Genomic DNA, 17,611 nt, shown 5'->3' with positions numbered 1-17,611 from the left:
GCGGTTCGGCGCGGCACCGGGGGACGGCGCGGCGCTTTGCTGCCAGGCTCTGCGAATGACCGGTCAGCGGGTCGAGCGGCACCGACACACCGTCCTCGCCGCGGCCGACAGCCGCGGGTTCTCCTCGTTGCGGCAGAGCACGCCACCGCGCACCGAGCGCTATGCGCTCGGCCGCCGATTGCGGCGGCGGGCGCCTCGCGCCGCGCTCGCCGACTGGACCGCCCCGGCCGACCGCCCCGATGTCGCCGAGCTGGTGATCCGCTCGCACGCGGGCCGGCTGGAACGGCTGGTTCCCATCCGCATCGGGCGGATGATCGCGTCCCCCTACGCCTTTCTCCGCGGTGCGGCGAACGTGCACGCGGAGGATTTCGCCCGGCTGCCCGCCACGGGCATCACGCCGGTCATCTGCGGCGACGCCCACCTGGGCAACTTCGGCTTCTACGCCTCCCCCGAGCGGGATCTGGTCTTCGACCTGAACGACTTCGACGAGGCGCACCCGGGCGCCTGGGAATGGGATCTGCGCCGGCTCGCGGCCAGCATCCGGGTGGCCGGGCGGCAGAACGGATCGTCGGAGAGCTCGTGCGACGAGGCGGTGACGCGGTGCGTCGCGGAGTACCGGCTGCAGATCGCGACGCTGGCCGAGCAGCCGCTTCTCGCACGGTCCTACGAGCGGCTGGACGTCGACCGGATGCTCCACACCGCATCCCGCTCCAGCCTGCGCGCCGAGATCGAGGAGTCCGCCCGCCGCGCCCGCCGGCGCACCAGCGACCGCGCGCTGCCCCGGTTCACCGAGCAGCGCGACGGCACCCGGCGGATCGTCGAGGAGCCGCCGCTGATCACCCGCCCGGAGCCGGCCGAGGCCGAACAGCTCGCCGAGGCGCTGGACGGCTACCTCACCACCCTGGCGCCCTACTGGGCCCGGGTCGTGGGCGGCTACCGGATCGTCGACATCGCGCACAAGGTCGTCGGGGTCGGCTCGGTCGGACTGCGGGCCTGGGTCGCGCTGTGCGAGGGCAGCAGCGCCGACGACGTGCTGTTCCTGCAGCTCAAGCAGGCCCGGCGCTCGGTGGTCGCGCCGTTCGTGCACGGCGAGTCGGCCTGGCACGCCCACCAGGGGCAGCGCGTCGTGGAGTACCAACAGGCGCTGCAGACGGTGAGCGACCCCCTGCTCGGCTGGACCGCCGTGGGCGACGTCCAGTACTACGTCCGCCAGTTCCGGGACATGAAGGGCGCCATCACCGTCGACGGCATCGACGCCGCGGCGCTCGTCGACTACGCGGGCATCTGCGGCTACCTGCTGGCCAAGGGGCACGCCCGCACCAGCGGGGCCTCGATGATCGCGGGATACCTGGGCGGCGGGCGGAAGGTCGGCGAGGCGCTGTGCCGGTTCTCCCGCGCCTACGCCGACCAGACCGAGCGCGACCACGCCGACCTCGTCGGCGCCGTCCGGCGCGGTGTCCTGCCCGCCGAGGTCGGGGTCTGACCCGGGCCGGCGAGCACGGCCGGCTCCGAGCGATGCGGGCCATCCGGGGCCGCGGGCTCTGCAAGGCTGACCCCGTGGCTGGCGGCAACCGTGCGCTCCTCCAGTGGTCGACGTTCGTCCCGGTCCTCGCGGGCCTGGTCCTCGCCCTGACCTGGGGCCGCGACCTCGGCCCGGTGCTGGTCGGCCTGGTCGCGCTGATCCTCGCCGGCGCGGTGCTGGCGGCGGTGCACCACGCCGAGGTGGTCGCGCACCGGGTGGGTGAGCCGTTCGGGTCGCTGGTGCTGGCCGTCGCGGTCACCGTGATCGAGGTGGCGCTGATCGTGACGCTGATGGTGTCCGGGGGTCCGGAGACCGCGTCGTTGGCCCGCGACACGGTGTTCGCCGCCGTGATGATCACGACCAACGGCATCCTCGGCCTCTCGTTGCTGGTCGGCGCGATCCGCTACGGGGTCACGCTGTTCAACGCGGAGGGCACCGGGGCGGCGCTGGCCACCGTGGCCTCCCTGGCCACGCTGAGCCTGGTGCTCCCGAACTTCACCTCCAGCCGGCCCGGCCCGGAGTTCTCCCCCTCGCAGCTGACGTTCGCCGCGGTCGCCTCGCTGCTGCTCTACGGGATGTTCGTGCTGACGCAGACCGTGCGGCACCGCGACTTCTTCCTCCCGGTCCCCGCCGGAGGGGCCGCGGCCGACGACGAGTCGCACGCGGCCCCGCCGAGCAACCGGGCTGCCGCGGCCAGCCTGGCGCTGCTCGTGCTGGCCCTCGTCGCCGTGGTCGGGCTGGCGAAGGTGGAGTCACCGGCGATCGAGGCGGGGGTGCGGGCCGTCGGCTTCCCGCCGTCCTTCGTCGGTGTGGTGATCGCGCTGCTGGTGCTGCTGCCGGAGACCCTGGCGGCGTACCGGGCCGCTACCCGCCACCGCACCCAGACCAGCCTCAACCTGGCGCTCGGGTCGGCGATGGCCAGCATCGGGCTCACCATCCCGGCGATCGCGGTCGCCACGATCTGGCTGGACGGGCCGCTGCTGCTCGGCCTGGAGGCCACCCAGATGGTGCTGCTCGCGCTCACCGTCACCGTCGGCATCCTGACCGTGGTGCCCGGCCGGGCGACCCGCCTGCAGGGCGGGGTGCACCTGGTGCTGCTCGCGGCCTTCCTGTTCCTGTCCGTCAACCCCTGACGGCGCCGATCAGAAGTTGCCGCGCGAGGCCTGCTCCCGCTCGATCGCCTCGAACAGGGCCTTGAAGTTGCCGATGCCGAAGCCGAGCGACCCGTGCCGCTCGATGAGCTCGAAGAAGACCGTGGGCCGGTCACCGATCGGCTTGGTGAAGATCTGCAGCAGGTAGCCGTCCTCGTCCCGGTCGACCAGGATGCCGCGCCGCTGCAGCTCCTCGATCGGGACCCGCACCGAGCCGATCCGGGCCCGCAGCTGCGGGTCCTCGTAGTAGGAGTCCGGGGTGCTGAGGAACTCGATGCCCTCGGCCCGCAGCGCGTCGACCGTGGCCAGGATGTCGTTGGTGGCCAGCGCGACGTGCTGGGCGCCCGGGCCGCCGTAGAACTCCAGGTACTCGTCGATCTGCGACTTCTTCTTGCCGATCGCCGGCTCGTTGAGCGGGAACTTCACCCGGTGGTTGCCGTTGGCGACGACCTTGCTCATCAGCGCCGAGTACTCGGTGGCGATGTCCTCGCCGACGAACTCGGCCATGTTGGTGAAGCCCATGACCCGGTTGTAGAAGTCCACCCACCGGTCCATGGCGCCGAGCTCCACATTGCCGACGACGTGGTCGACGGCCTGGAACAGCCGCTTCGGCGTGCCCTCCCGCCGGACGCGGGTCGAGCTGCGGGCGATGTACCCGGGCAGGTACGGGCCGGTGTAGCGCGAGCGGTCGACCAGGGTGTGCCGGGTGTCGCCGTAGGCGGCGATCGCGGCCACGCGGACGGTGCCGTGCTCGTCGCTGGCGTCGTGCGGCTCCTCCAGCACGGTGGCGCCCTGGCTCCGGGCGTGGGCGATGCACCGGTCGACGTCGGGCACCGCGAGGGCGATGTCGACGATGCCGTCGCCGTGCCGGCGGTGGTGGTCGGCCAGCGGACTGGCGGGGTCGTAGGCGCCGGTGATGACGAAGCGGGCCGCCCCCGACCGCAGGACGTAGGCGAGGTGGTCGCGGTTGCCGGTCTCGGGGCCGGAGTAGGCGACCAGCTCCATGCCGAACGCCGACTGGAAGAAGTGCGCGGTCTGCGTGGCGTTCCCGGCGATCCATACCAGGGCGTCCCAGCCGGAGACCGGGAACGGGTCGCCGGAGGCGTCGTACTCGACCAGCCCGACCAGCTGCCGGAGCTGGTCTGCGTCCAGCTGCGCCAGGCGCTCCTCGTCGCTGAGCGTCTGCTCGAGGGTCATGGTCGTCTCCTCTCACCGGGGCGGACCCCCACTGCACCGGAGGAGTACGTGCTGGGCAAGCGGTAGCCCTGATGCTGGACCGACTGCCCATCCCAGCCAGTCCGACCGCCGCTAAGCTGGCCATAGCGCACAGCTGGACCGCGGAGCCACCGGACCGGGAGGTCGACCGGGATGACCGAGAGGCGCGCGCTCGACGCGCTCGATCTGGCCCTGCTGGCGGCCCTCGAGGCGCACCCCCGGGCCGGGCACCTGGAGCTGGCCCGGATCACCGGCGTGGCCCGGGGCACCGTGGCGGCCCGGCTGCAGCACATGGAGGACGCCGGCGTGATCACCGGCTACGGGCCGGACGTCGACGTCCGCGCGGCCGGTTTCGGGGTGCACGCCTTCGTGACCCTGGAGATCGCCCAGGGCGCGATCGAGGCCGTGCGGCGCGACCTCGAGAGCATCCCCGGGGTGCTGGAGGCGCACGCCACCACCGGGAGCGGCGACGTTCTGTGCCGGGTCGCCGCCAGCTCGCACGAGGCGCTGCAACAGGCCCTCCTCGACCTCAACCGGTCCTCGGCGGTGGTGCGCTCGACCAGCGTCGTGGCGCTCTCGGAGCTGGTCCCGTGGCGGACCCGGCCGCTGCTGGAGTCCGAGGCGGCGCCCGGCGCCGGCCGGTCCGGCATGCCGCAGGGGGACGGCACCAGCCGCTCCGCCACGTGAGCCGATCGCCCGGGCCGACTACGGCAGGGGGACCACGTCGGCGAGGACGCTGCCGTCGTCGGCCAGCCGAGCCGGGGACGGGCTGTCGTACACCACCAGCAGACGCGGGCTGACGGCCAGACCGAGCAGCCCGATGCCCTCCGCGTGGTCGTAGCCGTCGCCGTAGGGCAGGTCGAGCTCCCGCGTGAGCAGGTCGCCGCGGACGACCTGTGGCGCTTCTGCGCGCAGGGCCTCGTGCCAGCGGAAGACGTGCACCGGCCCGTCGAGGTCCATGGTGGGCCCGGCCAGGACGAGCAGGTCGTCGCCGTGCGGGCACAGGTCGCGCACCCCGAGGCCCCGCAGGCGCAGGACGTGCTTGCGGTAAGGCCGGCCGTCATCGTCGAAGGGCGCCAGGCGGAGCCGCTCCGGCGCGTCGGGGTCGACCTCGGGACGCAGCTCCAGGACCACTGCCCAGCCGCGCAGCACCGGACCGCGCAGGCCGAGGTACACCCGCGCCCCGGCGACGGCGATGCCCTCGACGTCCAGACCGTTGTCCTTGCCCGGCAGCGGCAGGAAGGGGCCCAGGTGCTCGTCGTCGGCCAGGATCTCCCGCAGGTTGGTGCCGTGCGCCCCGAAGGACGCGGCCCGGTGCCGTACGCCGTCGGCCTCGAGCTCCCGGACGACTGTCGGCAGGCCGTCGACGACGGCGACCGGGAGCCGGACGAGGATCTGGCGGTTGGGCTGGCCGGTGACCCTGGCCAGCCGGCGGAGCGCCTTCCCCCCGCTGTGCTTGGACTTGATCTGCCTGCGGCGCAGGCTGTGCGACCCGACCGCCCACAGGAAGGAGCCGTGCCGGGCCAGGCCCTCGATGTCGGCCTCCTGCTCGTCCTCGTCGGCCCCGGGCAGCTGCACGAGGTCGGCCAGGCGGAAGCTGGTCTGCTGCGCGTACCGGTGCGGTTCGGCCGGGTCGTCGGCGACCAGCCGCTCGACCGTCGCGGTCTCGTCGCCGGCCACCCAGAGGACGCCGCTGTCGCTGCGGACGGCCGAGAGGTTGGTGTGGGTGCCGGCGGCCCGCGCCGACTCCTCGAACTGCAGCCGGACCGTCCGTTCCACAGTCACGCCACCACCCTGGCACTCCGTCGGCGGCGCGGGGACCGCCGTGGCGCGCGCCACCCCACCGTCGACCGTCCGCTGCCCTCGTTTGCCGGGAGGCCGGACGGGCTAGGCAGGACGGCGCCGGTGAGCCCGCCGGCGCTCCCCCGAGCTGCCGGGAGGCCGGATGACCGCGACACCGGGTCCGAGCGCGCTGTGGCTGGTGCGGCACGCCGAGAGCCAGGGCAACCTGGCCGACGCGCGCGCCACCGAGGCCGGGGCGCCGCGCCTGGAGCTCGACGTCCGGGACCCCGACGTGCCCCTCTCGGACACCGGCCGCCACCAGGCCGAGGCGCTGGGCGCCTGGCTGCGCGAGCTGCCCGCCGCTCAGCGACCGACCGCGCTGCTGAGCTCGCCGTTCACCCGGGCGGCGGACACGGCGCAGATCGCGGTGCAGGTCAGCGGCCTGGACCTGCCGGTCCGGTTCGACGAGCGGCTCCGCGAGCGGGACTTCGGCGCCTTCGACGGGATGACCCGACCCGGGATCCGGGCCGAGTACCCGCAGGAGGCGAAGCGCCGAGACCTGCTCGGCAAGTTCTACTACCGCCCGCCGGGCGGAGAGAGCTGGGCCGACGCGGCCCTGCGGGTGCGCAGCGTGCTGACGACCGCCGAACTGCGCCACGCCGGCGAGCGGCTGATGGTCGTCTCGCACCAGGCGGTGATCCTGGTCTTCCGCTACGTGCTCGAGGAGCTCACCGAGCAGGAGCTGCTCGACATCGACAAGCGCGAGCCGATCGCGAACTGCTCGGTGACCCGGTACGAGACCGGCCCGGACGGGACGCTGCAGCTCGTCGACTTCAACGCCGTGGGGCATCTGACCCGCGCCGAGGAACCCGTCACCGAGGAACCCGATGTCAGCCGCGCCTGAGCACGACCTGATCACCCCGCAGCTGCTGCGTGCCTGGCCGCTGCCCGAGCCCACCGGGGGGAAGGAGTCCCGCGGCCAGATCCTGATCGTCGGCGGCAGCGCCGAGGTACCGGGAGCGGTGCTGCTGGCGGCGGAGGGGGCGCTGCGCGCCGGCGCCGGCAAGCTGCAGGTCGCGACCGTGGCCGGCGTCGTGGGCTCGCTGTCGGTGAACCTGCCGGAGGCGCTGGTCCGTGCCCTGCCCGAGACGCCGGGCGGGGCCGTCGCCGCGGATGCGGCCGAGCGGGTGCTCGACCTGGCCACGGAGGCCTCCGCGGTGCTGGTCGGGCCGGGCATGAGGGACGTGGAGGAGACCCGGGGCTTCACCGACCAGCTGCTGGAGCACCTGACGTGCCCCGTCGTCCTGGACGCCCTGGGGCTGGCCAGCGTGACCGCGGACCCGACCTGCCTGCACCGGCTGCAGGGGCGGGCGGTGCTCACGCCCAACCCGAAGGAACTGGCGATCACGCTGCACCGGGAGCTCGACGAGGTCGAGGCCGATCCCGCCGGCGCGGCGCTCGAGCTCGCGCAGCGGGCGCAGGCGACCGTCGCGCTGGGTGGGGCGACCTCCTGGATCGCCTCGCCCACCGGCGCGCTGTGGTGCGACCAGAGCGGCGGCGCGGGGCTGGGGGTCTCCGGCTCCGGCGACGTCCGGGCCGGCGTCACCGCCGGGCTGCTGGCCCGCGGGGCCGAGCCCGACCAGGCCGCCGCCTGGGGCGCCCATCTGCACGGCCGGGCCGGGGAGCGGCTGGCCGCGGCGATCGGCAAGCTCGGGTTCCTCGCCCGCGAGCTCCCGGCGGAGATACCCCGGGTGCAGGAGGAGATCGAGCTCTGACCCAGCCGTCGCCTCGAGGGGCTCGCCCGCTGAGCGACCTCGTCGCCGGCGAACACGGACGCTGCCCATCAACCCTCCACCTGCGCACGTCCCGCCGCAGCCCGCGGTGTCCTGCAGAGCCCGTATCGGCCTGCCCGTGCTTCGTCAGCGCAGCCTCGGCGCCGCCTGGGCCGGTGCCGGCACGGTGACGTCGTCGACGAAGCAGTACCCCCAGGACTCCCCCGGCTCGGCGGAGACGACCAGCGGATGGCCGTCGGTGTGGGCGTGCACGCGGGCGTGGCGGTGCCGTGAGGAGTCGCAGCACCCGACGTGTCCGCAGCTCAGGCAGATCCGCAGGTGCACCCAGTCCGTCCCCGCCCGCAGGCACGCCACGCAGCCGGGGGCCCGCGGGACGACCGGCCGCGACGCCTCTGCATGCCCGCAGTCCTCCCCGGCGTCGGGCCAGGGGTAGCGGATCACCCGCGCGGTGTCCACGACCGTCCGGCGCCGGTCGGGCGCTGTCTCGGCGTGGCCGAGCTCGGCCAGTACCGACTGCAGCAGGGCGTGCCCGGAGACGTGCCGGGGATCCACGACGTGGTCGGCTCCGGCCGCGGCGAACTCGGTGACGTCCACCTCGCCCAGCGGCCGGACGAGGATCGGCGCCGTGGTCACCGCGCGGACGGCCCGGACCACCCGCAGCGCCTGTTCGGGCTCGTCCTCCGCCACCACGACCAGTCGCGCGGCCGGCACTCCCGCCGCCCGCAGCACCGCCACCTTGGTCGGGTCGCCACGGACCACTCGGACCCCGGCGGCCTCGGCCTCGGCGGCACCATCGGGGTTCAGCGTGGTCATGAGCACCGGGACGCCGCGGTGCTGGAGGGTCTCGGCGATGTCCAGCGCTGTAGGACCCCATCCGATGATCACCACGTGGTCACGGAGGGAGTCGTGGTCGGCGACCGCGTGCTCGCCGCCGCCGTCCGGACCGGCAGGTGACGCCCCGCCGGCCGGCACGGCATCGCGGGGCGTCCCGGTGCCCGGACGATCCACCCGCGCCGCTGCCGCAGCCAGCACAGGGGTGGCCAGCATGAGCAGAACGGTCGTGGCGACCACGACCTGCGCTGCGTCCTGACCGCGGCCCAGCGGGGCGAGCCCGGCGGCGGTGCCCACCGTGAGGAGCACGAAGGAGAACTCGCCGATCTGCGCCAGCAGCAGACCGGTGGCCGCCGCCGTCCGGACGGGGATGCGCACCGCCGTGGCGGCCGCTGCGGTCGTCAGCGCCTTGACCACCAGCACCACGGCTGCCGCGGCGAGCACCAGGAGGACGTTGTCCAGGACGAACCCCAGGTCGAGCAGCATGCCCACGGAGACGAAGAACACCGCGCTGAAGATGATCTGCAGCGGCAGCACCTCGGACAGCACATGGGTGCTGGCCCCGCTCTCGCTGACCACCAGGCCGGCGAGGAAGGCGCCCAGCGACACGCTCACGCCGGCCAGCGCGGTCAGGTAGGCGGTGCCGAGGCAGACGGCGACGATCGTGAGCAGGAAGACCTCGGGGGAACAGATGCGGGCCACCACGTCCAGCGCTGGAGGCATCACCCGACGAGCCACCACAAGGACGGCGGCGACGACGGCGACGGCGGTCAGGATCGCCCGCACCAGCGAGCCGAGCCCGGTCCCGCCCTCCGCCCCCGAGCCGAGCAGCGGAACGATCAGCACCATCCCGACGACCGCGAGGTCCTGGGCGATCAGCACGGCCACGGCCAGTCGGCCCCGGGTGGTGGCAGTCTCCCGGCGGTCCCCGAGCAGCTTGAGCACGATGGCCGTCGAGGACAAGGAGATCAGGAACCCGGTGAAGACCCCGTCTCGCCAGGTACCGCCCAAGGCGAGCGTCAGAGCCAGGCCGGCGCCGGTGGCCAGGAGCAGTTGCAGCCCGCCGGCGACCGCGATCCAGGTCCAGACCCGCGCCAGCCGCTCCAGCGAGAACTCGATGCCGATGGTGAACAGCAGCAGGATGACGCCGATCTCGGCGGCCGCCCGGACCATCTCGCTGTTCTCGATGACACCCAGCTGGGAGGGACCGAGGAGGACCCCGGCGACGAGGAACCCCACGATCGGCACCACACGAGCCCGCGCGGTGAGGTAGCCGATCGCCGCGGCCGCGGCGACCAGGGCGGCGACCGGCCCCAGGTAGCCCGACACCTCCCCGGCTGCCATCGCCAGCTCTCCGGGAGGCGTCATGGCGGTCACCGGAGGTCCCGGTCTCGAGGGAGCGGCGCCGTGACCTGCACGGCAGCGGCCCCGGCAGCAGCCTCAGCCGGCCGCTGCACCGGAGCCCCGCAGCTCGGACGCCGGCTCAGCGGGCCGGGACAGGATCTGCCTGACGAATGGCTGGAGCACGGCGCCCTCCGACACCTACAGGACCGGCACCCACAGCCTCGACCCGACCACACCCGCACCGGCTCCGTCGCCCGGCACGCGATGCTCACGAAGGTGCGCGGCTCGTTCAACGAGCTCGGGGGCACCTCCACCATCGACGGTGACGACCCCGCCGGCTCGAGTGTCCGCGTGACGATCGACGTCGCGGGCATCGGTACCCGCAAAGCCCGGCGTCACGCCCACTGGCGCAGCAACGCCCTCGTCGCGATGGACGAGTTCCCACGGAGGGAGGCGCTGACCGGAGACGCGAGGGCCCCGGCTGCTGCCGGGGCCCTCGATTGCCGCCGAGGCCCCCGGTGCTGATCGTGCGGGCGCCGCGGCCGCTCGCAGATGTTCCCGTACGCCACCGGCCCGGCCCTGCAACGCAGGACCGGGCCGGTGGACGTGCCTCAGCGGTCAGGAACGTCCCGCTGGCCGAATCCGGAACATTGCTGTCCGAGCCAGCGTGGCTGTTTCCTGGCCGTTCGCATCAGCTGTCGATGGCCAGTCAATGTCCATCTGCCGGCGACGAACGTCACGGTGATCAGGTCGCTCGTGACGCCGAACCGTACAAGCCCGCACCAGGACGCCGCCGGCCTTCCTACAGGGAGAGTCGGCTCCGTCAGACCGTGAACTGGTCGACCTGCCGACGCAGCTCCGAGGCCTTCGCAGCCAGCTGCTCGGCCAGGCTGCGCGACTCTTCGATCCGCCCCGCGCTGACCTCCGAGGACTCGGCGACGGCCTCGGCCCCCGTGGCGATGTCCTGGCTGCCGCGAGCAGCGACGCCGATGCTGCGGTCGATCTCCGCCGCGGCCGCCGTCTGCTGCTCGACCGCCGCGGCGATCGTCGTCTGCAGTGCGCTGATCTGGTCCACGGTCTGACCGATCTGCCCGATCGCGCGCACCGCCTCGCCGGAATCGGCCTGGATCGCCTGGATGCGCTGCGAGACGTCCTCGGTCGCCTTGGCCGTCTCCTGCGCCAGCTCCTTGACCTCGTTGGCGACGACGGCGAAGCCCTTGCCCGCCTCACCGGCCCGCGCGGCCTCGATGGTGGCGTTGAGCGCCAGCAGGTTCGTCTGCTCCGCGATTCCGGTGATCACCTTGATGACGTTGCCGATCTCGGCGGACGAGCTGCCCAGCTGGGTGAGGGTGTCGTTGGTGCTCGACACGATCCGGACGGCGTCGTCGGCGACGGCGGCGGCCTCCTGCGCGGAGCGGGAGATCTCGCGGATGGAGGAGCTCATCTCCTCGGCGCCGGTCGCGACCTGGGCCACGTTGCCAGAGACGGACGCGGCGGTCGCGGAGACCGACTGCGCGTGCTCGGCACCGGTGCGGGAGGCGTCGACCACGTCGGCGGTTGCACGATCGAGGTCGTCGACCAGGGCGGTCATCGTGCCTGCGGAGCTGACGACGCCGGTGACCATTTCGCGGATCCGGCCCATGCCGTCGGAGAGCGCTTCGCCCAACTGGCCGAGCTCGTCGTCGGACCGGTGGGTGATCTCGTGCGACAGGTCGCCGCGCGCCAGGGCCTGGGCCGCCTCGCGGACGGGCACGATCCGGCGGCGGATGTCGCGCGCGATGGCGATGCCGAGGGCGAGGGCGAGGGCGGTGCCACCGCCGAGGAGGATCAGCGTCCACAAGCGGGCCGTCGCGAAGCTGTCGCCGATCTTCGCGCGGTTGGTCGCCTCGTCGGCGACGAAGGCGTCGGTCAGGTCGGCGATCTCGGTCTGGAGCTGAAGGTAGGCGGCCGTGGCGGCGTCGCCGAGCGCCTTGGCGTTCGGGGCCTGCGCCGCCGCGGCGGCCCGGTAGGTGGCGTCCTTGTCGGCCATGTCCTGCCAGGTGGCGGCGATCTGCTCCGACTGCGCCTTCATCTCATCCGGGGTGTGGGCGATCAGCGCCTCGATGGAGGCGTCGGTCCGCTGTCGCGCCTGCTCCTGCAGATCGGTCTGCGCCGCCGCCACCTGGAACTGACCCGTGACCCCGGAGACGGCTGCGACCAGCCCGTGCACCGAGTAGGCCTGGAAGTCGTCGGTCACCTGCTGCAGGTCGGCCAGCGGCGCCACGTCCCGCGCGGCGAGCTCCTCCACCTGCTGGTGGATCGACGACATCTGGGCGACGTTGATCAGCCCCAGGGTCACCATGACGGCAGCCACGCCGAGGAAGGCGGCGAGGAGCCGGGTACGCACGCTGCGCCGCAGGAACGACGGGGTCAGGGACAACGATCGGCTCCATCCGAGGAAGGACATGTCGAGGCCTCTATCGGCACCACGTGCTCTCACTTCAGCTGAGCGTCGGGGAGCCACCCGATCCGGTCCCGGCTGATGTCCCGGATCACCTGGTCGACCCGTTCCAGGGCAGCCATGAACGGATTCGTGGTGGCGCTGCCGGCGATGATGTCCGGTGCCTTCATCCGGACCGTAGGGCTGGCGCTGGGTCCACGGTGTCGGCCGGGCTGCGCGGCGCGGCAGGCTACTCGGGCCTGACCGGCGAGTCGGCAGGGCGCTGGTGAACCTCCCCGTCAGCCGGACCGCGGACACCGGGTGGCCCGCCGCCTCGCGAGCTGTCACGCTGGGGTCCGTGGACGGTCCCCACGACCTGGGCGGCCGGATGGACTTCGGCGCCGTCCGCGTCGACCCCCGCGAGCCGGTCTTCCGAGCCCGCTGGGAGGCCGCCGCGATGGTGCTGGTCTCCGCGGCGTCGGCGCGGGCCCCGAACTACACGTTGTCCTCTTTCCGGTACGCCGTGGAGCGCATGGACCCGGTGCACTACCTCGGCTCCCCGTACTACGAGCACTGGCTCACCGCCGCGGCGACGACCGCGGTGGAGACGGGGCTGCTCAGCCGCGAGCAGCTGGAGAAGCGGGCGGGTGGCCCCTTCCCGCTCGCCCACCCGCCCCGGGTGCACGGGGTCGAGAACCCGGGGACCGGTGCGGCGCGGTTCACCGCCGGTGACCGCGTCCGGGTCCGGCGGTGGCATCCACTGGGCCACACCCGCTGCCCCGGGTACCTGCGCGGGCACGTCGGCACGGTGCTGCGGCGCCATGGCGCGGTGAGCCTCCCCGACGTGGAGGTCCACGCCCCGCGGCGGGTGCGGGAGACCGTCTACACGGTCCGGTTCGACGCCGGTGAGGTCTGGGGCGACCGGCAGACCGGCGTCCGGCTGAACGCCGACCTCTGGGACAGCTACCTGGAGACGCCGTAGCAACCGGCGACCTACCACGACCACCGGGGGTGCACCCATGACCACCGGCCACCACCACGGCACGCCGCCGGCGCCGGTCGAACGCCGCGCGGCCGCGCTGGAGGAGCTGCTCGCCGAGCAGGGGCTGGTCAGCCCCGAGTACATCGACGCGGTGCAGCAGGCGTACGAGACCCAACTCGGCCCGATGCACGGCGCCCGCGTGGTCGCGCGGGCCTGGGTGGACCCGGCCTACCGGGAGCACCTGCTCGCGAACGGCACGCGGGCGGTGCACGAGCTCGGCATCCAGGGGCCGGAGATCGAGCACCTCACCGTCGTGGCGAACGGCCCCGAGGTGCACCACGTCGTCGTGTGCACGCTGTGCTCCTGCTACCCGTGGGCGGTGCTCGGGCTGCCGCCGAACTGGTACAAGGACCCGCCGTACCGCGCCCGCATGGTGCGCGAGCCGCGGACCCTGCTCGCCGAGATGGGCTGCCCGCTCCACGAGTCCGTCGAGATCCAGGTGTGGGACAGCTCCGCCGAGAGCCGGTACCTGGTACTGCCGGAGCGGCCCCCCGGGACCGAGGGCCTGTCCGAGGCAGAGCTGGCCGCGCTGGTGACCCGGGACTCGATGGTCGGGGTGGCGGTCCCGTGAGGCTCGACCTGGACGGGACGGCGGCCCCGCCGCGCCGCAACGGCGAGCCGGTCTTCGACGCGCCCTGGCAGGGCCGGGTCTTCGGCCTGGCCGCGGGGGTGGTGGCGCGCCGCTTCGACGGCGACTGGGCCCCGTTCCGCCGCTGCCTCGTGGATGCGATCGCCGACCGGCCCGAACGGGCGTACTGGGACAGCTGGACCGCCGCGCTGGAGGAGCTGGTGGTCGGCGCCGGCCTGCTGGGCCGGGACGCGGTGGCCCGGCGGATCGCGGACTGACCGGCAGCCGATGCGGGTGGTGATCTGCGGCGGCGGCGTGATCGGCGCCTGCACTGCGTACTTCCTGACCCGCGGCGGGGTCGAGGTGACCGTCGTCGAGCAGACCGGCGTCGCCTGCGCGGCGTCCGGCCGCTCGGGGGCGTTCCTCGCCCGGGACTGGAACGCCGGCACCCCGCTGGACGCGCTCACCCGCCGCAGCTTCGAGCTGCACGCCCGGCTCCCGGACGAGGTCGACGCCGACTGGGCGTTCCACGGCGTGACCGCGTACGCGGGCTACGTCCCGGCGGGGCGGGCCGCGCCGGGCCACGGCCCGATCACCCTGGACTGGCTCAGCGATGCCGTGGTCGTCACCGGCCGGCTGGGCACGCCCGAGGACACCGCGGTGATCCATCCGGCCCGGTTCACCGAGGCCGTGCTGGGCGCGGCGCGCCGCCGGGGCGCCCAGCTGCGGCACGGCCGGGTCACCGGGGTGGTCCGCGACGGCTCGCGGGCCACCGGTGCCGAGGTCGACGGCGCGCCCGTCCCCGCCGACGCCGTCGTCGTCGCGATGGGGCCGTGGACGGCCCGTGCGGCAGCGTGGCTGCCGCTGCCCGGCGTCGTCCCCGACCGAGGCCACAGCCTCGTCTTCGACACCGGCACGGCGGTGCCACCGGACGCCCTCTTCCTGGAGTACCAGGAGGAGACCGGCGCCGTGCTGACGCCCGAGGTGTTCCCCCGTGCGGACGGGACGACGTACGTCACCGCGTTCTCCGAGCGGGCTCCGCTGCCGGCCGACCCCGCCGAGGTCACCCCGGACCCGGTGGCGATCAGCCGGCTCGAGGCGCTGTGCGCCCGGCTGTCGCCGGCCTTCGACCGGAACCGCATCCTGGTCCGGCAGGCCTGCCACCGGCCGGTCACCCAGGACGGGCTGCCGCTGATCGGCCGGGTGCCCGGCGTCGACGGTGCCTACGTGGCCACCGGCCACAGCGTCTGGGGCATGCTGGAGGCTCCGGCGACCGGCGAGGCACTGGCCGAGCTCATCATCGCCGGGCACGCGCGGAGCACCGACCTGACCCCGTTCGATCCCGCCCGCCTCCGGCCCCTGGGCGAGGTGCGGTGAGCCCTGGAACTAGCGGACGGCGATCCTCCGGCGCGCGCTCACCCCGTGGACGAGCCGCGTGCCCGCGACGACGGCGGCGGGCACCGCCACGAGCAGCCAGCCGTGCTGGCCGACCACGTGCGCGATGACGCAGAGCGCGACGCCGAGGGCGACGACCTGTCCGAACGTCAGGATGCGCTGTCGAGGTTCGTCACCGTGGAGCGGGACTTCGAGCCGTATCACCGTGACGCGGTGAACGGGACCGTCACGATCACCGCGACACGGTGAGCCCCGGCATCCGCGGTGCCGTCCCGCACCGGAATGACCTATCGCGCCGGGCGGCCCGTCCACGACGCCTCGGGTCGGCTGACGTCGGCGCCGGCGGCGACGTGGATCTCGGACTGTCGGCGCGTCCGCCATCGGTTCCCGCCGGCCACCGTGCGCCCGAGAAGTGGTCGGGAGGGCCCGGCTTGCCGTACCCGTCGCGGGGTAGGGACGCCGGAACGCCGGCCGCCGTCTCCTGGAGGTGGTCCTGATGGTGGAGCACGACGAGGCGGACGAGGCGCTGCTCGCGGCACTGGGGACACACCCGGAACAAGGGGGCGTCGTCTTCCGGGCGCTGACCGGCGAGGCCCACGCGGTCGTCGACTTCCTGGTCGAGCGTCTCGTCGGCGTCGCCGGACGGCTGCTCGACCCCGCCCTGGCGCCGGGCGCCCGGGTGGGCCAGGTCGCCCGGGGCGGGCACGCGCTCGTCGCGGAGCTGGCGCGGGTGGTGGCGGTCGGCGGATGGTCCCGGCTGGGACTTCCGGCGGCGGGCGCGCAGGAGCCGCTCGACGTGCCGGCCCTGGCCATCGGCGACCGGGTGGCGGCCCTGGTCGCACCGGGGGGAGCGGGCCAGCCGACGGTGGAGGAGCGGGCCTTCCGTGCGCTGGTCGAGTCCGCGGCCGACGTCATCCAGGTCATCGATCGCTCCGGGGTAAGCCACTACATCAGCCCGGGGGTCACCGCGGTCCTGGGCTACACCCCGCAGGAGGTGGTCGGTGAGCACTTCCGGGTGATGATCGACCCGAGAGACCAGGCCGCCGTCGAGCAGGCATTCGCCGACGTTCTGGCCGCCCCACCGGGCGCAGTGGCCGAGGCGGAGTTCCGGGTGCGGACGCGGGACGGTCGGGTCCGCTGGGTGCACGGCCGGGGTTCCAACCACCTGCAGACCGCGGGTGTGCACGCCGTCGTCGTCAACTGGCGGGACGTGACCGTGCCCATCGAGCTGCGGTCCCGGCTGGAGTTCGCCGCCACCCACGACGTGCTCACCGGCCTGGCGAACCGGAGGTTGTTCATCGACCACCTGGAGCTGGCGCTCGCCGGCGCCGCCCGGCACCGGGACGAGCGCGTCGCGGTGCTCATGTGCGACCTCGACCGGTTCAAGCTGATCAACGACACCTTGGGCCACGCTGCCGGCGACGCCCTGCTGCGCGAGGTGGCGCAGCGGCTGCGCGAAGCGGTCCGGCCGGGCGACACCGTGGCGCGCTTCGGCGGCGACGAGTTCGCCGTGCTCTGCCCCGAGCTGACCGACGAGGAGCAGGCCGGCCACGTGGCCGAGCGGGTGGTGTCCGCGATCGCCGGTCCCTACCGGCTCGAGGAGGACGCGGTGGAGGTCCTCGTGGGCACCTCGGTCGGCGTAGCGCTCTCGCGGACACCACCGCAGAGCGCCGACGAGATGATGCGCGCGGCCGACTCGGCCCTGTACGAGGCCAAGCGTCTCGGTCGCGGCCAGGTCCAGGTCTACAGCGGCAGGCTCAGCGAGAACGTCAGCCGGCGCCTGCGCCTGGAGGCTGACCTCCGCCAGGCACTGGTCAGCAACGACCAGTTGTTCCTCCTGTACCAGCCCAAGCTGAACTTGGTTCACGACCGGGTCTTCGCGGCCGAGGCCCTGCTGCGCTGGGCGCATCCCGAGCACGGGCTGCTGCTACCCGCCGCGTTCCTCCCGGTGGCCGAGGAGGCCGGGCTGCTGTTCCCCCTCGCCGAGTGGGTGCTGCGCGCAGCCACTGCCCAGGTCGCGACCTGGGGCCGTACCGGGTTCGGGCTCGGCGTCTGCGTGAACTTCTCCAATCGGGAGCTGAACGACCCCCGGATGCCCCACCTCATCGAGAGCACCCGGGCGCGGACCGACATCGACGCGGCGAAGCTGGAGATCGAGATCACCGAGCGGGCCGCCGCGGCCGACCTGGCGCGCACCATCGAGACCGTGCGAACCGTCCGGTCGGACGGCCACCACGTCGCGTTGGACGACTTCGGCACCGGCTACTGCTCGCTGACCTGGCTGCAGCAGATCCCGGTGGACACCGTGAAGCTCGACCGGACTTTCACCATGCGCCTCGGCCAGGACAAGGCGAGCACCGCGATCGTGGAGGCGATGCTCCGCCTGTGCTCCGCGCTTGAGCTCGGCACCACCGCCGAGGGCGTGGAGACGGCCGCCCAGATGGCGCAGCTGCGCGAGATGGGTTGTGAGGCCGCGCAGGGCTTCTACATCGGGTTGCCGATGTCCGCCACCGACCTGGAGGCCGCGCTCCGCTGACGGTGGGGACCTG

At 73.8% G+C, this 17,611-nt stretch carries 17 protein-coding genes; 12 read left to right on the top strand and 5 right to left on the bottom strand.

The genetic code is table 11. The annotated features are described in order from the left end of the window. Positions 1–55: 55 nt before the first annotated feature. On the top strand, positions 56–1,483 hold the full coding sequence (locus tag BMZ50_RS03225) for a DUF2252 domain-containing protein (protein WP_091321227.1): 1,428 nt from the start codon (positions 56–58) through the stop codon (positions 1,481–1,483). A 74-nt stretch (positions 1,484–1,557) separates the two neighbouring features. After that, positions 1,558–2,655, top strand: a complete 1,098-nt coding sequence (locus BMZ50_RS03220) for a calcium:cation antiporter (RefSeq protein ID WP_218146073.1) — start codon at positions 1,558–1,560, stop codon at positions 2,653–2,655. 9 nt (positions 2,656–2,664) lie between these two features. Here the strand turns inward: BMZ50_RS03220 and hppD are convergent, their stop codons facing one another. After that, positions 2,665–3,870 (bottom strand): 4-hydroxyphenylpyruvate dioxygenase, encoded by a 1,206-nt coding sequence (hppD, locus tag BMZ50_RS03215; protein ID WP_091321222.1) that lies wholly within the window; start codon positions 3,868–3,870, stop codon positions 2,665–2,667. Between the two features lie 171 nt (positions 3,871–4,041). Here hppD and BMZ50_RS03210 point away from each other — a divergent pair, with 171 nt between their 5' ends. Beyond that, positions 4,042–4,575, top strand: coding sequence for an Lrp/AsnC family transcriptional regulator (locus BMZ50_RS03210; protein ID WP_091321220.1), 534 nt, complete (start codon positions 4,042–4,044; stop codon positions 4,573–4,575). A gap of 18 nt (positions 4,576–4,593) precedes the next feature. Here the strand turns inward: BMZ50_RS03210 and BMZ50_RS03205 are convergent, their stop codons facing one another. Next, the gene (locus BMZ50_RS03205) at positions 4,594–5,673 is read right to left on the bottom strand and encodes a DUF3616 domain-containing protein (RefSeq protein ID WP_091321881.1); all 1,080 of its coding nucleotides are present in this window, start codon (positions 5,671–5,673) and stop codon (positions 4,594–4,596) included. A gap of 160 nt (positions 5,674–5,833) precedes the next feature. On the opposite strand from BMZ50_RS03205, the gene BMZ50_RS03200 reads away from it, so the two are divergent. Beyond that, complete coding sequence (locus BMZ50_RS03200) at positions 5,834–6,574, top strand: histidine phosphatase family protein (RefSeq protein ID WP_091321218.1); 741 nt, start codon at positions 5,834–5,836, stop codon at positions 6,572–6,574. After that, positions 6,558–7,445, top strand: coding sequence for an NAD(P)H-hydrate dehydratase (locus BMZ50_RS03195; RefSeq protein ID WP_091321216.1), 888 nt, complete (start codon positions 6,558–6,560; stop codon positions 7,443–7,445). Before BMZ50_RS03200 ends, BMZ50_RS03195 begins: the two co-directional genes overlap by 17 nt. A 144-nt stretch (positions 7,446–7,589) precedes the next feature. On the opposite strand, the gene BMZ50_RS03190 is transcribed toward BMZ50_RS03195, so the two are convergent. Then, the gene (locus tag BMZ50_RS03190) at positions 7,590–9,662 is read right to left on the bottom strand and encodes a cation:proton antiporter domain-containing protein (protein ID WP_091321214.1); all 2,073 of its coding nucleotides are present in this window, start codon (positions 9,660–9,662) and stop codon (positions 7,590–7,592) included. 39 nt (positions 9,663–9,701) lie between these two features. Between BMZ50_RS03190 and BMZ50_RS25200 the strand changes: the two genes are divergently transcribed. Further along, complete coding sequence (locus tag BMZ50_RS25200) at positions 9,702–10,163, top strand: YceI family protein (RefSeq protein ID WP_425431989.1); 462 nt, start codon at positions 9,702–9,704, stop codon at positions 10,161–10,163. Between the two features lie 298 nt (positions 10,164–10,461). Here BMZ50_RS25200 and BMZ50_RS03180 read toward each other — a convergent pair whose 3' ends face one another. Together BMZ50_RS03180 and BMZ50_RS24940 are read right to left on the bottom strand one after the other, a co-directional pair. Continuing rightward, positions 10,462–12,057 carry a methyl-accepting chemotaxis protein gene (locus tag BMZ50_RS03180; protein WP_177212617.1) on the bottom strand — a complete coding sequence of 532 codons (1,596 nt, stop codon included), beginning with the start codon at positions 12,055–12,057 and terminating at the stop codon, positions 10,462–10,464. Positions 12,058–12,113: 56 nt separating this feature from the next. Continuing rightward, the gene (locus tag BMZ50_RS24940; protein WP_281245386.1) at positions 12,114–12,248 is read right to left on the bottom strand and encodes a hypothetical protein; all 135 of its coding nucleotides are present in this window, start codon (positions 12,246–12,248) and stop codon (positions 12,114–12,116) included. A 167-nt stretch (positions 12,249–12,415) separates the two neighbouring features. Here BMZ50_RS24940 and nthB point away from each other — a divergent pair, with 167 nt between their 5' ends. The 6 genes from nthB to BMZ50_RS03155 all read left to right on the top strand — a co-directional run bounded on the left by nthB (position 12,416) and on the right by BMZ50_RS03155 (position 17,598). Then, positions 12,416–13,039 carry a nitrile hydratase subunit beta gene (gene nthB, locus BMZ50_RS03175; protein WP_143087067.1) on the top strand — a complete coding sequence of 208 codons (624 nt, stop codon included), beginning with the start codon at positions 12,416–12,418 and terminating at the stop codon, positions 13,037–13,039. A 37-nt stretch (positions 13,040–13,076) separates the two neighbouring features. After that, positions 13,077–13,670 (top strand): nitrile hydratase subunit alpha, encoded by a 594-nt coding sequence (gene nthA, locus BMZ50_RS03170; RefSeq protein WP_091321207.1) that lies wholly within the window; start codon positions 13,077–13,079, stop codon positions 13,668–13,670. Beyond that, complete coding sequence (locus tag BMZ50_RS03165) at positions 13,667–13,945, top strand: SH3-like domain-containing protein (protein WP_091321205.1); 279 nt, start codon at positions 13,667–13,669, stop codon at positions 13,943–13,945. The genes nthA and BMZ50_RS03165 overlap by 4 nt, the downstream gene beginning before the upstream one ends. A 10-nt stretch (positions 13,946–13,955) precedes the next feature. Beyond that, positions 13,956–15,044 (top strand): NAD(P)/FAD-dependent oxidoreductase, encoded by a 1,089-nt coding sequence (locus BMZ50_RS03160; RefSeq protein WP_091321203.1) that lies wholly within the window; start codon positions 13,956–13,958, stop codon positions 15,042–15,044. A gap of 45 nt (positions 15,045–15,089) precedes the next feature. Next, positions 15,090–15,311: a hypothetical protein gene (locus BMZ50_RS23580; RefSeq protein WP_143087066.1), complete on the top strand. Its 222-nt coding sequence runs from the start codon at positions 15,090–15,092 to the stop codon at positions 15,309–15,311. Between the two features lie 247 nt (positions 15,312–15,558). Then, positions 15,559–17,598 carry a putative bifunctional diguanylate cyclase/phosphodiesterase gene (locus tag BMZ50_RS03155; protein WP_091321201.1) on the top strand — a complete coding sequence of 680 codons (2,040 nt, stop codon included), beginning with the start codon at positions 15,559–15,561 and terminating at the stop codon, positions 17,596–17,598. The last annotated feature ends 13 nt before the right edge of the window (positions 17,599–17,611 follow it).

The sequence above is a fragment of the Geodermatophilus ruber genome, from assembly GCF_900114385.1.
Lineage (GTDB): Bacteria > Actinomycetota > Actinomycetes > Mycobacteriales > Geodermatophilaceae > Geodermatophilus > Geodermatophilus ruber.
The sequence above is the reverse complement of the archived record's forward strand: the minus strand, read 5'-3'. Positions and strand labels throughout refer to the sequence as shown.

Bases quoted from the DNA above. Each gene is read 5' to 3' on its own strand.
- BMZ50_RS03225 (WP_091321227.1), top strand. From the start codon at position 56: ATGACCGGTCAGCGGGTCGAGCGGCACCGACACACCGTCCTCGCCGCG.
- hppD (WP_091321222.1), bottom strand. From the start codon at position 3,870: ATGACCCTCGAGCAGACGCTCAGCGACGAGGAGCGCCTGGCGCAGCTG.
- BMZ50_RS03210 (WP_091321220.1), top strand. From the start codon at position 4,042: ATGACCGAGAGGCGCGCGCTCGACGCGCTCGATCTGGCCCTGCTGGCG.
- BMZ50_RS03200 (WP_091321218.1), top strand. From the start codon at position 5,834: ATGACCGCGACACCGGGTCCGAGCGCGCTGTGGCTGGTGCGGCACGCC.
- BMZ50_RS03195 (WP_091321216.1), top strand. From the start codon at position 6,558: ATGTCAGCCGCGCCTGAGCACGACCTGATCACCCCGCAGCTGCTGCGT.
- BMZ50_RS03190 (WP_091321214.1), bottom strand. From the start codon at position 9,662: ATGACGCCTCCCGGAGAGCTGGCGATGGCAGCCGGGGAGGTGTCGGGC.
- BMZ50_RS24940 (WP_281245386.1), bottom strand. From the start codon at position 12,248: ATGAAGGCACCGGACATCATCGCCGGCAGCGCCACCACGAATCCGTTC.
- nthA (WP_091321207.1), top strand. From the start codon at position 13,077: ATGACCACCGGCCACCACCACGGCACGCCGCCGGCGCCGGTCGAACGC.
- BMZ50_RS03160 (WP_091321203.1), top strand. From the start codon at position 13,956: ATGCGGGTGGTGATCTGCGGCGGCGGCGTGATCGGCGCCTGCACTGCG.
- BMZ50_RS03155 (WP_091321201.1), top strand. From the start codon at position 15,559: ATGGTGGAGCACGACGAGGCGGACGAGGCGCTGCTCGCGGCACTGGGG.